This is a genomic window from Butyrivibrio fibrisolvens, assembly GCF_023206215.1.
GTDB lineage: Bacteria > Bacillota > Clostridia > Lachnospirales > Lachnospiraceae > Butyrivibrio > Butyrivibrio fibrisolvens_C.
This window is the reverse complement of record NZ_CP065801.1, coordinates 1-13861: the sequence shown is the minus strand read 5'-3', so window position 1 is coordinate 13861 and position 13861 is coordinate 1. Positions and strand designations below refer to the sequence as shown.

The window sequence follows — 13861 nt, the reverse complement described above, 5'->3', positions numbered from 1 at the left end:
TTGCTTATCCTTCAGAGAGCGGAACGAGAGTCCTTTTTATAACTCATCATCTTCTTTGTGACGGAAGAGGACTTCTTCAGCTGATGCAGGAGTTTGCAGATCTTTATGTGAACGATGTTAAGCCGCACCCAGTTGATGAGAAGCTTATGGAAAGTTTTGATGACCTTCCGAGCGGCAGCGACCTTGGGTTTATCAGCAAGGTGCTTATAAAGTATGCCAATAAGAAGTGGCGCGGTGAAGGGCATACGGTCAGCTACGAAGAGTATCTTAGGTTTGAACGTGATCATGATTCAAAACAGGATATAAAGCGCGAAATAAAGAAGATTGACGAAGAAGAACTTGATTCTCTCCTTGATCTATGCAGGAAAAATGGGGTATCACTCAATGACTATCTTGTTGCTAAGATGATGATAAATGAGGGTACGGATAAGGTGGTCATAGCTTCTGACATAAGGAATGAAATCAAAAACTATAAGAAAGGTGCTCTTGGAAACTATGCTACTGCCTTCGGAGTGGTGGTTAAGAAGAAAAGATCTGAGATCATGGAACTTGCCAAGGCTGTAGATCATGAAGTCAGGAGCATCATGAGTAAGCCTGATAAGGAAATGCTTGTTCTCTCGTGTTATTTCAATATGGATCCGGAACTTCTTGATGCCATAGCAATATCGACTCTTGGGAGTTTTGAAAGCAAGGCCGGTAGATTTGTCGGTAGCAAGATGTTTGGCTATGAAAAGCGTGACGGTCATTGTATAACAAACCTTGGCAGGGTAGAGAGTAGCGTTATAAGCGAGGCTGTATTCATTCCGCCTGCATCTCCTGCAAACCGGAAGGCGTGGGGCGTTCTGACGATTAACAAGAAGATGAGGATATGCTCGATACATTCAGTGTAAAATTGAAATAGTATTAGTTTTCTCAACTTTTATTATATTCCAGGATAACAGTAGTAAGTTATCTCCGAAGTTATGATATGTGTGCTTGACAAAAATACTCCTATATCGTAGTATAAAACTACGATATAGGAGTATTTAATTATGAAGACAAATGGTGGATTTCTTGTTACAAAAATAAAAAACAGCTGGGTGATCGTATATTTGAAAGGATACTGGCAGAAAAAAACATTGATGCATTTAACGGAGCTCAGGGAAGGATTCTTTATGTCTTATGGCAGGAAGATGGTGTTCCTATTAAAATTATTTCCGAGAAAAGCGGACTTGCAATTACTTCACTTACGACCATGCTTGAGCGGATGGAAAAAAACGGACTGATAAGCCGCAAAACGGATGAAGCTGATAAGAGAAAAACTCTTCTGTTCCTCACAGATAAAGCCAAAGAACTTAAAGAAGCTTATGACTCCGTATCCAATGAGATGGGGAATATTTATTATCGTGATTTTACGGATAAAGAGATTCTTCAGTTTGAAGAGTATCTTAACCGCATCAGGGTAAACCTTGAGGAATGGAGTGACAAATGAGTATCTGTATTAAAGATCAGATTCAGAACATGAATCTTGTTATAGGTGCACTGTTGGATGTCCGTACTGCTATGCCAGAAACAATACGAGGCGTTATCACATCATAGATGATTTTGAAAAACCACAGTTTTTTCAAGGAAAGCTTCGTATGATGGAAAGAAAAAAGCCGCAGAATTTTCTGCTGACCGGCATGAGCGATCTCTCGGGCTGGCATGAGGAATGGAGAGAGGAAGTCTTTAAAAAGATAGCAGAGAATCCTCAGCACCAGTTTCTTTTTCTTACCAAACGACCGGATCTTCTGTCTTTTGAAACAGATCTTGATAATGCATGGTTTGGCGTTACAGTTACGAGAAAGTCTGAGTTATGGCGTATTGATGCACTGCGGAGCAATGTAAAGGCAAAAAAATATCATGTTACCTTTGAGCCTTTGTTCGATGATCCGGGTAAGGTTGATCTTACAGGCATTGACTGGATTGTGGTGGGAACCATGACAGGTGCAAAGAGCAGGACTGTTAAAACAGATCCCGGTGGGCTTATTCATTGACAGAACAGGCTCATGAACTGAACATTCCTGTATTCTGGAAAGAAGATCTTGTTCCGATTATGGGAGAAGAAATGATACAGGAAATGCCGGATGCTTTTAACAAAGTGCTGGAGGAACAGAGGATATGGAACAACCAGAAATCAAAGTAAATCATATAGAAACAAAAAGTGTAATGACAAAATCGAATACTCCTATTGGAGGATATTCGGTGAATCCTATGTGGGGTGTCCCCATGCCTGTAAATACTGCTACGCATCTTTTATGAAACGCTTTACAGGGCATACGGAGGAATGGGGAACTTTCATGGATGTGAAAGACTGGCCTGAAATAAAGAATCCAAAGAAGTATGCCGGCCAGAAGGTGATCATTGGAACAGTTACGGATGGTTATAATCCGCTAGAGGAAACATATAAAAATACAAGAAGACTTCTGGAAGAACTAAAGGACAGTGGTGCGGACATACTTATCTGCACAAAGTCAGACCTTGTACTAAGAGATCTGAATCTGCTAAAAGAGATCAATGAAAATAGCAGACTTACAGTATCATGGTCAATCAATACTCTCGATGAAGAGTTTAAAGATGATATGGATGCGGCAGTAAGCATAGAAAGAAGGCTTGCTGCAATGAAAGAGGTATATGCGGCAGGCATTCGTACAATTTGCTTCATTTCACCCGTGTTCCCAGGGATTACGGATATAGAAGCAATCATAGACAGGACAAAAGATCAGTGTGACCTTGTATGGCTTGAGAATCTGAATCTTCGCGGAGGTTTTAAGGCAGATATCATGAAATACATTTCCGATAAACATCCGGATCTGGTGCCGCTGTATGACGAAATTTATAACAAAAAGAACCGCAGCTATTTTGAAGCGCTGGAAAAGAAAGCAGAAGAGCTGGCTAAAAAGTATGATTGCAGGTTTGTTGATAATGAAACTCCGTATGAGAGAGTAGAAAGGACATCAACAATCGTAGATTACTTTTACCACGAAGAAGTAAGAGGAACTGCCAATAGTGGAAAGAGAAATGTAATACATAATCCTTGATGGAAGAATAAATTGGAGGAATAAGTTTGAAAGTGTTCCACTTTCAAACTCAAATTGATGACGCGAGCTCCATCAATTTGAACCATTAGTCACTCGTTTCACTCGCGACATGAGGTTAATCATGGAATATATTAGAGTTACCAAGGACAATTTAGAGGAAGAGCACATTTGCTGCGCTATATCCAATAATAAAGATGTTCAGGTTTCATCAAAGAAAGCCTGGCTTGCAGACAGATTTGACGAAGGACTTGTTTTTTTAAGAGCGCAGAGCGTGGCAAGTGCTTTATTGAGTACATTCCTGCTGAGAGTGCATGGGTCCCTATTGAGGCTGATGGTTATATGTACATAGATTGCCTGTGGGTTTCTGGCTCTTTTAAAGGACATGGCTATTCCACAGAGCTTCTGGATGCCTGTATTGCTGACAGTAAGGAAAAGGGTAGGAAAGGTCTTTGCATTCTTTCTTCAGCCAAGAAAAAGCCATTCCTTGCGGATCCTAAGTTCTTGAAATATAAAGGCTTTGAAGTATGCGATGAAGCTGATAATGGTATTCAGCTTTGGTACCTGCCATTTGATAAGAAGGCTGGCAAGCCAGCTTTTAAGGAATGTGCCAAGCATCCACACATAGATGAAAAGGCTATGTGCTTTATTACACAAACCAGTGTCCATTCAATGCTAAGTATGTTCCTGTCTTGGAAGAAACCGCCAAGAAGAACAGCATTCCATTCAAAGCAATTAAGATCCAGAGCAGAGATGAAGCTCAGAACGCACCTACTCCTATCACAACATATTCTTTCTTCTGTGATGGCGAGTACGTGACCAACGAGCAGATGAATGATAAGAAATTCCTTAAGCTGATTGGGAAGTAATAATACATAGTTGATGCGTGATTCATGTCAGAAAAGAGTCGCAGAGAGGTTTTTACGATAGTAATTCGTGAGAACCTCTTTTTTCTTGCGCTTCAATATAGTATCATCAAAGAAATGCAGATGTCATCGTATCTGTATCACCCTCCTACTGGGCTGATATTCCAGGACAGTACAAGGCATTTATCGACAGATGCACGCCTTGGTGCGATACACATGAACCGCATGCTTCAATCAAAGAAGGCAAAAGGGATACTCAGTTGCTCTTAGAACAGAACAAGGCATGCATGAGTGCGACAGGATTATTCAGAGCATTGAGCATTTCTATGGTCATTTGCATATTGAGTGCGCAGGTCATCTTGGCCTAACATCAATTGAGTATAAAGAGAATGTAGAACCCAGGAAACAAGAAATAATTGAGTTTTGTAAGAAGGTTCTATTACAGTAAAACTTACAAATGAATATCAGGTAGAAAGAGGTATATATGAATTATCAGGATATAAATGCAGAAACCATCGATAGATGGATTGAAGAAGGCTGGGAATGGGGAATACCGCTTAGCCATGAAGAATATGTAAATGCTATAAATGGAAAATGGGACGTTAAGCTTACACCAACTAAATTTGTGCCACACGATTGGTTTGGAAAACTAAAGGGCAAGAAAATACTTGGACTTGCAAGCGGCGGAGGTCAGCAGATGCCTATTTTTGCAGCGTTGGGTGCTGAATGCACAGTATTGGACTATTCAGAGAAGCAGATAGAAAGTGAAAGAATTGTGGCGCAGCGCGAAGGCTATAACATTCGGATTATCAGAGGCGATATGACTAAGAGATTGCCTTTTGAGGATGGGGAGTTCGATCTGATTTTCCATCCTGTATCTAATTGTTATGTTAAAGAGGTAAAACCAATTTGGAAAGAGTGCTTCAGAGTCTTAAAGGCAGGAGGAATACTACTTTCTGAGTTGATCACTACATTAACTACATAGTCGATGATGAGGAAAAAGAGATTGTGAACAGCCTTCCTTTTGACCCACTGACCAATGAAGAGCAAAGAAAACAGTTAGAAGAAGTTGATTGCGGAATGCAGTTTTTCACATTCTCTTGAAGAACAGATTGGTGGGCAGCTTGAAGCAGGATTTACTCTTCTTGATCTGTATGAAGATACCAACGGAGAAGGGCGTCTTCATGAACTTAGCATACCTACATTTTTAGCTATGCGTGCCATTAAGAAAGTTGGTAGGTAGTCTGGGGCTGTTAGTATAAAGGAAGTTTTAATCGATATTTGTAGGGCTCTTCTATAAGCGAAAAGCTTGATAACTTCAAATTGCCAGAGGACATGATGAGAAAGAAATTATTATTATTTATTATTTATGGTTTTATATTTATATCTTTTTTTTATGGATTTAATCTTCAGGAACCTTCACTTTCGGTAGATTTTGGCGATGGTACTATGAACGCAGTATGTTATACAGAAGCGGGAAGGTTAATAAATAATATAGTTAGCGCTATTTTTGCAATCATAATGATTATTCCGTTGATTATAGATTTATTGAATAAAAAATAAAATTAACGTATAAGATATGGCCTATATTGGTTAGTTATACCATTGCCTTGGGTATATGTTTTATTATGATTTTCCATTATAATCCTATAGCAGATTTATCACACAAGGCATTTATATTTTTAATGAAAATGTCGTAAAGATGCAATATTTGGAAATCCTTTGAAACTATGCTTCTTGAATGGTGCAAAAATAGTACCAACGAATTGGAAGGACTGAAGTTTGAAAATGTTCCATTTTCAAACCCAAATTGATGACGCGAGCTCCATCAATTTGAACCATTAAATCACTCGCTTTGCTCGCGACATGAGGTTAAAAAATGGAGACTAAAAACGGGATTAAATTCTAATCAGATTGGTCAAGCATAGCTGCGATGTGTCCTTTTTATCTGTATCTTCATAGAGGAAACTTTAAGGCACAGGCACGAGATATTGTGTTATGGTCAGCAATCTATGCCTCGGTATATTTTCTGTTTTTGATAAGCCTTATGGAATACTTCAGATGTTTACTTTCCTCACGATTCCGATTTTGGCAAAATATAACGGAAAGCGTGGTGAGTGGAAGGGCATGAAGTGGCTGTTTTATTTCTACTATCCGGTACACTTGTTTGTTATAGGAATTGTCCGGATTTTGTTGCATGGCAACATATCAACAATCTTCTAAATGCCTTATCAACTTACAGTACCTCTAGAACTTATCTAAGCGACAGCCCTCTATTTTTATATATGGAGCATGTGTGATACAATATTAAGCGTTGAACACAGTATTAGTGCGATAAACATAGCTGATATGTATGCAAAATACTTTACACTTAAGGATTATGACACTTCAGATGGCGCAAACAGCAAAGAGTATTATGATGATCTGCAGGAATTCATAACAGGCTGTAACAATATCATTAGGGAAAAATAAGTTACGCATGAGGAGGTTATTGTTTATTTCATTTAATGATGTTGAAGTATAAGTCTTACAGGTCATGAACATATAGAAAAAACTGAAGGATAAGGAAGGCGAAAGATATGCAAAGGAAGACTATACACATAATTGTAACCGCAGTAATAGTGGTATGTTTTATTTTTGCAGCAAAATTGTTCATGCCTGCACAGAAAACAAAAAGCAATATATTCGATGAAATGTACTATGAAAGACAGCATAAAATAGAACCTGTATTTGCTACTTTTAAAGCAGAGGAGACTGTATATGATAAGTTGCCTCAATTTAAATATGAAGATCCTGAAAGAGAATACCGCAATTTACATGAATATGGATTAATCACCTCCGAATACAGAGATGATGAGTTGGATCCAAATCAGGATATAGTCATATATTATTACCAAAAACCAAGGTATATATCATTTGAATTATGTGAAGAATATGATAATGGCAGGTATTACATGTACTTCAGATATGATCTGGCAGATTCCACACTCTCATTCGACAAAATACATCTGTATAAGATTGAAAATGGTAAGGTGTTATACGGTGAAGATGGCAATGATATTGACTACAGTGAAGCAGAGATAATGGACTGGTTTAAAAGCAATGGAATATCCGAAGAAGATCTCAAAAAGAAAAAGCATTGGTTTATCTATGATAAGATACTGAAGGACTGGGTTATTTATAATGATAAGACTACTTATAGTATTGATAATTATGGTGATTATAAGGTGACAGATGATGATCTGATAGATAATCATCTGTCAGAAAAAGTGGATTCTGAAAATCATAAAAGTATTCCGCTTAATGAAGAATACTTTCCTGACGAGTGTTTCAGAAATTATCTGAAAGAAAAATTCGATATGGATAAAAATAACATATTGTCAGGTGATGAGATCGGCCTTGCTGAAAGACTATAAGATTAATTGTGACCAGGGATGTAGAAATATGGCGAGTCTTGCGGGGATAGAATACCTTACTGAATTAAAGTATCTTGATTGTTGTGGTTCGTCGGTCAAAGACATTGATCTGTCAAAAAATGAGTTGCTTGAAAAACTCTATTGCAACGATACAGCGATAGAAAAACTTGATTTGTCACACATAACGTCAATTTGCAGAAGTTAAAGTGTTCGAGACCAAAATAACAGGACTGAATCTGTCAGAGAATAAGAAATTAACCGAACTCGTATTTCAGAACACAGAAATAAGCGCAATCAATCTTTCATCAAATAAATCTATTGAATACCTGGATTGCAGTAAATCAGCCATAACAAGGGTAGAATTATCTGATTTGCCAAATCTGGAAACGTTTATTTGCGCAGGGAGCCGGATAAACGAGATTGATGTCAGTAATAATAAAAATCTCATGTATCTTGATATTTCAGATACAGATATAAGTGATACAGACTTTTCACAAAATAGTAAGCTTAGACATCTGTCATGTAGCAATTGTGCAGGTATAAAGGACATCGATTTAACTAATAACACTGAACTTGGCTATCTGGATATTAAAGGAACACAGATTAAACAGATGGATTTATCACAATTCACAGAAATATATGGAATCAGATGCGATAGGGATACGGAGATTACAGGTGTTGACAGTGCATATATAAATGATGGAATGGGTGCATGAATTGGTTATACTTTGCTAAGCGCTATACAGCAGCTTTGTCACATGTGAACAAAGATTACTTAATATAGGCTGCAATTTCTTCAGGTGTCTTTTTCATATCCGGTTTTTGCCCAGTAGCAAAAGAGCTTATAGAAGCCGCCAATAGTAAAGGCTATATGCCATGGATCAGTAATGCTGGATAGAATGGCATTAAAACGCCTGTCAAATTCTTCTTCCAGAAGGTTCATCTTATTATCACGGATAAGAAGATCGATGATATCCCGATATTCGTAAAGATGCTTCAAAAGAAAAACGATATACTCCTGTGGAGATGGAACATTCAGATAATTTATACCTGTTTGTTCCAGCCACTGTTCTGTTTCTGAAGAAATGTAATATCGGAGTATATCATCTTTATCCTGAAAATGGCGGTAAAATGAGTTACGGCTTACCTCTGCATTTTCTATGATGGCACAAATGGATATATTGCCTAGAGGTGTTTTCCTCATTAGCTCAATGAGGGAAAAGGTGATTTTATCCATAACATATTTGGTTGATTCTTTCATGGTACAAATAGTCCTCCTTTGTACCTTTTTTTATTGGGATATTGACCGAATGAAAACATGAGGTACAATTGTACCCATAAAGTAACATGTTTGTTTTCAAAAGTCAAAGAGGTGATATAAATGGACGATTTGAAGAAGGCAAAAGAAGCATAAAGGGCTAAATATATTGCTGATAGTTTTTGCAGTTTTTGCATTTAGTATCGTAGGAGGAGCCTTTTATCTTGCCACACATACACAGATAGTCATTGATATTATCCAGAAGGGAGCTATGGTTAATGGCAAACCTCTCAATTCTTATGAACCCTTGTATGATCCGGTCAATGGGGAAAAGGAAAATGGGCAGTATCTTATCAGTGAGATCAATTATGGAAGCGATTACCCTAACAGCTTTTTAGATATAACTTATCCGGATGATGATTTTGAAGCGGACAGACCAACATTGTTTTACTTTCATGGTGGAGGCTTTTTTGCAGGGAGCAAGAACATGGGTGATCCGCTTGCAGCCAGTGAAGCGACTTATCTTATCGATGATCTTTGTGCAAAGGGGTATAACATAGTAAATGTGGATTATGTGTTGGTTCCCGAAGGACATTTTCCGGATCCTCTGATTCAGGCAAATCAGGCATTTGCATATATCATGGAGCATGGTGAAGAGTATCATTTGAATACAGATAAAATTGTTCTGATGGGATCATCTGCAGGAGCAATCATGGTTTCTCAGATAGGAACTGCGGTAAGCAATCCTGAATATGCAAAACTCCTTGGAATAGAGCCTGTTCTGAAAAAAGAGCAGATTAGCGCAATAGTTGTAGATGATGCTCCTCTCATATACGAAGATTTTTCACTTGCGTGCAAAATCCTGGTTGGAAATTATGTCAAAGGATCAATTTTCTTTGAGCAAAAAGTGAGTTGGAACGATATGACTGCATCCCATATATGACAGCAGATTATCCTCCAGCTATTATGCTTGGAAGTGAGTATCGTCACGATATGAATGTGATGCATGATCAGTTTGATGCAGTTGCTGTAGAAAATGTTTTGATAGATCCTTTAGCAGAAAAAGGTGAAGAAAAGCAGCACTGCTTCGTTGCAGCTGAACGAGTGGATTCGACTGCCAAAGAAGCTTTTGATCGAGTGATTGCCTTTATTGATAATAAGACAAAATAAATGATTAACGCTTTTATAAAAATCTTGAAATTACTAAAGAAAAGTGCTTTATGGATGTAGTAATGCTACCCTCTTTATGATAAGGCTTTAGAACTTGGTACTCCGGAAGCTGTCCAGATGATCTGCTGTATGGATAAAGAATACATGAACGGCTTTAGAGGAGTTAATTATAAGAGGACAAAATCAGTAGCGGAAGGTGACGATTGCTGCGACTATAGACTTACTAAGTCGTTATAAGGCCTATAGACATAGGAAAATTACAGATGGTAAAAGAGTATTTGCGCAGATGGTTAGTGAAACTTCAATAAAGATGATTGATGTGGAGGATTTGGACTGAGGCTTATGTGGAAGATATGGATATTTGATGGAGATTATGGCTGCGAGGAATTACAGCCAGGACAGAAACCTAAGGTATCAGTTACTCTTTGTGGATAATGCAAATGAGAAGTTTTGTGACAGTTGAAGATGACTGGCTTACGGAGAATGATTTAGATGCTGGCTCTGAGTGGCCGGTAGGAGTATGAGAAAGATCAACCAGCTCCACTGGCTCATTGAAAATGAGGCTGTGCGGAACTTCATGTATAAGTATGACTTTAGGGAAGATAACGATAACCGGAGGCCTGATATTGATATTCACCGAGGGCAGGAGAACCAATCAGGGAACCGCTTGAGAGAAAAGATAATCCGGCAAATCATATACCGGACGGATACTCTGAAGAGAAGTATATATTGATAAAGATTTTTGAGATGGCGGGTAGCTGCGTTTCTGGCGTGGTTACGATTTTTTAAATAATTTCTCCAAAATGTGGTTTAAACAACATACTTGTTGAGGATAGTATATTATACTGACACCATCAGAACAAGGATAAAGCAAAAAGAACAGAGAGGTTTAAAGATGGTAAGAAAGATAATAAAGATCGACGAAGAAAAGTGCAATGGCTGTGTATTTGTGCCAGTGCATGCCACGGAAGGGGCTATTGATATTGTGAATGGAAAAGCAAAACTGGTAAGAGAGAACTTCTGTGATGGATTTGGGGACTGTTTGCCGGGATGCCCTATGGGAGCGATTTCTTTTGAAGAAAGGGAAGCGCCTGCTTATGATGAAGTAAGGGTAAAGGAAGCGCAGGAAAAGAAAGGAATGGTAAAAGATATGCATCAGTGCGAGAACAAGATGATGAATGAAATGGAACAACATGCTGGACATGGATGCCCAGGGTCAAAATTTATGACGCTTAAGAGAAGCAATCAGGAAGACAATGATCAGTCAGGACATGATTTCAAGAATGAGCTCACATCCCTCAAGACTGATGCAGTGGCCTTGCCATGATAAAACTACTTCCAACACAGGCGGATTTTTATAACGGGCCAAGCTCCTCATAGCAGCTGACTGCACAGCATACGCCTATGCAAACATGCACGAAGAGTTTATGAAGGGTAAGGTTACAATGATAGGATGCCCAAAACTGGATGAGGGAGATTACACAGAAAAACTGACGGAAATTATATCAAATAATGATATCGCCGGCGTGACCATAGTAAGGATGGAAGTTCCATGCTGCGGAGGCCTGCAGAGCCGCAGAGGAGGTAATAAAGAACAGTGGAAAGTTCCTTCCCTGGCAGGTTGTAACTATCTCACGTAACGGTGAGGTAATTGATTAAATTTCCCAATAAACATTTTTTTGCGAAAGCCTCAGGGAAGAGAGCTTATACTTAATATAGTGAAAGATAAGGAGGCACACTATGGCAACATTAAACGAAAGAAAAGTAGCAGTAGTAGGTTGTGGATTTGTTGGTTCAGCATCAGCATTTGCCCTTATGGAAAGCGGGCTTTTTTCCGAGATGGTGCTGATAGATGTAAATAAAGAGAAGGCTGAGGGGGGAAGCTCTTTGATATCAGCCATGGACTTCCTTTTGCAAAGCCAATGCAGATATATGCCGGTGATTATAAAGATGCAGGCGATGCTGCTGTTGTAGTTGTTACGGCAGGTGCGGACAGAAACCGGGGAGACCAGGCTTGATCTCGTTAAAAAGAATGTAGGTATCTTTAAGTCTATTATTCCTGAGATTGCAAAGTATAACAAAGAAGGAATACTTCTTATCGTGGCGAATCCTGTTGATATTTTTACGTATGCCGCAGTCAAGTTCAGCGGTTTCCCTGAGAACAGGGTGTTTGGCTCAGGAACGGTCCTTGATACAGCAAGATTCAAATATCTTCTTGGCGAACACCTGAGTGTGGACAGCCGTTCAGTGCATGCGTTTATCATAGGTGAGCATGGGGACAGTGAGATTGCAGCATGGAGCAGTGCAAATGTCTCCCAGGGATTCCAATTCATGATTTCTGTGAGATGAGAGGTCACTGAACATGAAAAAGCCATGAAAGAGATTGCTGAAAATGTTAAGAACAGTGCCTATGAGATCATTGAGAAAAAGGCGCGACCTATTATGGAATTGCCATGAGTGTAAGACGTATCTCGTGAGGCTATAATACGTGATGAAAAATCAGTTCTGCCTATATCGAGCATGCAGCATGGTGAAAACGGTATTGATGGAGTGGCGCTCAGCATGCCTGTAATTATCGGAAGAGGTGGAGTTGAAGGTTCTGTGCCGATCGGGGACTTAGTGAGCAGGAAAAAGAGGCATTACTGAAGTCATCTGAAACTCTGAAAGCAGTAATTAATGAATCGCTTTGAGTATATGCCCTACTCGGAACATCTTTTGGATATTACGGCCAGATATGGTTCAACAGGGATTATACATATGAGTGCTCAGGGGAAGAGATACCTGCAGGATTGGGCAGATGCACATCCGCAGTATAGGGATAAAACCCGATTTTAATTTTGATAATTCGAAACATAAAGACGGTAGCTATTATTATTTTACAAGATGTCCTCTGAATGATTTCAAGGAGGAAGTACGGCTTTTGGAAGGATCGGAGTTGTCACTGAGTGGGTACGAGGTTGATCCAAAGATGAGATCATAAGCGTTATACAGAAGTGTATCATCAAGCCATAGAGCAGTAAAAACAGTATATCGGACTTATAAATCAACACTTTTTACAAACGTGTCGGGACCTGTGGATCCTTAAATCAACACATTTTGTAAAAAGTGTTGTTCTTTTGCAGGCTCATTTTTCTATAATGACTTCAAGCTCAAAACAGAGAGCAAGAAAACAAATTGAAAATAAGAGAGGTAAAGATAAATGAGTCAAACAAATAAGATGTATCTTTGGTAACAGAGCAGCAGGATTTCTTGAAGCACAGTCTGAGAAAGCTTGTTGAAAGAAACGCGTAAAGGGCATTTGTCCTTGAAGGTGATAAGTCAGCCGCATATCTTCCGGAAGAAGTAGAACCGTATACGATCTTGTAAAGATGACCTGGAGAGATTCTTTGAGACGCCTGAAGATACGGAAGTAATTGTGCTCCACATAGCAAGCATCGTAACAGTAAATCCTGATTACAGTCAGAAAGTCATGGATGTAAATGTCAGTGGAACAGAAAACATCATGAGATGTGCAAAGAGCACAAAGTATCAAAGCTTGTCTATTGCTCATCAACAGGAGCAATACCTGAGGAAGAAAAAGGAACCATAAGAGAGTGTGAAGGTTCAATCCCACTTGATCCTGAGAGAATCAAAGGCTGCTACTCATTGTCAAAGGCTGCATGGCAACAAATGTGGTGCAAGGCTGCAAGGAAGGGGGCAATGCATGTGTAGTTCACCCTTCAGGAATCCTCGGACCTGAGGACTTTGCAATGGTGAGACCACAAAGACTCTGGTTGATATCATCAATGGTGAGATGCCCACCGGAATTGACAAGAAGCTTTAATCTGTGTGATGTAAATCTGGCTGACGGACTCATTGGAGCAGCGGATAAGGGAAAAGGAGAGTGCTACATTCTGGGAATGGCTCAGTCAGCTTTAACAGATTTTAAGAAGTTTGTTTCAGAGGAGAGCGGATGTAAACAGATGAAGTTCTTTTACCTAGCATCAGCAGCAAACTTCATTGCAAAGATACTTGGAGAGAAAAAGCCAAAAAGATGGAGAAAAAGCTCATACAACTTTCCGTTTTAGAGTAACTTTGCGCGAAACAACCGCTTTG

General features: G+C 39.1%; 13 protein-coding genes and 8 pseudogenes. 20 read left to right on the top strand and 1 reads right to left on the bottom strand.

Annotated elements, in window-relative coordinates; genetic code table 11:
• The first annotated feature begins 83 nt into the window (after nt 1-83).
• From I7804_RS17370 to I7804_RS17320, 13 genes and pseudogenes are all read left to right on the top strand, one after another.
• Nucleotides 84-890 (top strand): hypothetical protein, encoded by an 807-nt coding sequence (locus I7804_RS17370; RefSeq protein WP_248406132.1) that lies wholly within the window; start codon nt 84-86, stop codon nt 888-890.
• Nucleotides 891-1031: 141 nt separating this feature from the next.
• Nucleotides 1032-1471: pseudogene (locus tag I7804_RS17365) on the top strand (radical SAM mobile pair system MarR family transcriptional regulator).
• Nucleotides 1468-2164: pseudogene (locus I7804_RS19330) on the top strand (radical SAM mobile pair protein A). Before I7804_RS17365 ends, I7804_RS19330 begins: the two co-directional pseudogenes overlap by 4 nt.
• Nucleotides 2140-3059: pseudogene (locus tag I7804_RS17355) on the top strand (radical SAM mobile pair protein B). Before I7804_RS19330 ends, I7804_RS17355 begins: the two co-directional pseudogenes overlap by 25 nt.
• Before the next feature lie 121 nt (nt 3060-3180).
• Nucleotides 3181-3925: pseudogene (locus tag I7804_RS17350) on the top strand (GNAT family N-acetyltransferase).
• A gap of 125 nt (nt 3926-4050) precedes the next feature.
• On the top strand, nt 4051-4290 hold the full coding sequence (locus I7804_RS19325) for a hypothetical protein (protein WP_334303709.1): 240 nt from the start codon (nt 4051-4053) through the stop codon (nt 4288-4290).
• 116 nt (nt 4291-4406) lie between these two features.
• Entirely contained in the window at nt 4407-4907 is a 501-nt protein-coding gene (locus tag I7804_RS17340; protein ID WP_331477907.1) for a class I SAM-dependent methyltransferase, read from the top strand.
• Between the two features lie 84 nt (nt 4908-4991).
• Nucleotides 4992-5165, top strand: a complete 174-nt coding sequence (locus I7804_RS19450; RefSeq protein ID WP_331477906.1) for a hypothetical protein — start codon at nt 4992-4994, stop codon at nt 5163-5165.
• 95 nt (nt 5166-5260) lie between these two features.
• Nucleotides 5261-5485, top strand: coding sequence for a hypothetical protein (locus I7804_RS17335; RefSeq protein ID WP_248406131.1), 225 nt, complete (start codon nt 5261-5263; stop codon nt 5483-5485).
• 435 nt (nt 5486-5920) lie between these two features.
• Entirely contained in the window at nt 5921-6145 is a 225-nt protein-coding gene (locus tag I7804_RS19320; protein WP_334303708.1) for a TraX family protein, read from the top strand.
• A 126-nt stretch (nt 6146-6271) separates the two neighbouring features.
• On the top strand, nt 6272-6394 hold the full coding sequence (locus I7804_RS18995; protein ID WP_282570537.1) for a hypothetical protein: 123 nt from the start codon (nt 6272-6274) through the stop codon (nt 6392-6394).
• A 107-nt stretch (nt 6395-6501) separates the two neighbouring features.
• Nucleotides 6502-7338 (top strand): TipC family immunity protein, encoded by an 837-nt coding sequence (locus I7804_RS17325; RefSeq protein ID WP_248406130.1) that lies wholly within the window; start codon nt 6502-6504, stop codon nt 7336-7338.
• A gap of 206 nt (nt 7339-7544) precedes the next feature.
• Entirely contained in the window at nt 7545-8054 is a 510-nt protein-coding gene (locus I7804_RS17320; protein ID WP_248406129.1) for a hypothetical protein, read from the top strand.
• Between the two features lie 80 nt (nt 8055-8134).
• On the opposite strand, the gene I7804_RS17315 is transcribed toward I7804_RS17320, so the two are convergent.
• Nucleotides 8135-8599, bottom strand: a complete 465-nt coding sequence (locus I7804_RS17315) for a TetR/AcrR family transcriptional regulator (protein ID WP_248406128.1) — start codon at nt 8597-8599, stop codon at nt 8135-8137.
• 166 nt (nt 8600-8765) lie between these two features.
• Between I7804_RS17315 and I7804_RS17310 the strand changes: the two genes are divergently transcribed.
• From I7804_RS17310 to I7804_RS17275, 7 genes and pseudogenes are all read left to right on the top strand, one after another.
• Nucleotides 8766-9539 (top strand): alpha/beta hydrolase, encoded by a 774-nt coding sequence (locus tag I7804_RS17310; RefSeq protein WP_248406127.1) that lies wholly within the window; start codon nt 8766-8768, stop codon nt 9537-9539.
• Nucleotides 9536-9766 carry a hypothetical protein gene (locus tag I7804_RS17305; protein WP_248406126.1) on the top strand — a complete coding sequence of 77 codons (231 nt, stop codon included), beginning with the start codon at nt 9536-9538 and terminating at the stop codon, nt 9764-9766. Before I7804_RS17310 ends, I7804_RS17305 begins: the two co-directional genes overlap by 4 nt.
• A gap of 96 nt (nt 9767-9862) precedes the next feature.
• Nucleotides 9863-10003: pseudogene (locus I7804_RS17300) on the top strand (L-2-amino-thiazoline-4-carboxylic acid hydrolase); the annotation flags it as partial.
• 658 nt (nt 10004-10661) lie between these two features.
• A pseudogene (locus tag I7804_RS19445) lies at nt 10662-11425 on the top strand (ATP-binding protein).
• 81 nt (nt 11426-11506) lie between these two features.
• A pseudogene (locus I7804_RS19315) lies at nt 11507-12456 on the top strand (L-lactate dehydrogenase).
• Between the two features lie 725 nt (nt 12457-13181).
• Nucleotides 13182-13477, top strand: a pseudogene (locus tag I7804_RS17280) (NAD-dependent epimerase/dehydratase family protein).
• Nucleotides 13426-13833 (top strand): hypothetical protein, encoded by a 408-nt coding sequence (locus I7804_RS17275; protein ID WP_248406122.1) that lies wholly within the window; start codon nt 13426-13428, stop codon nt 13831-13833. The pseudogene I7804_RS17280 and the gene I7804_RS17275 overlap by 52 nt, the downstream one beginning before the upstream one ends.
• Nucleotides 13834-13861 lie beyond the last annotated feature (28 nt).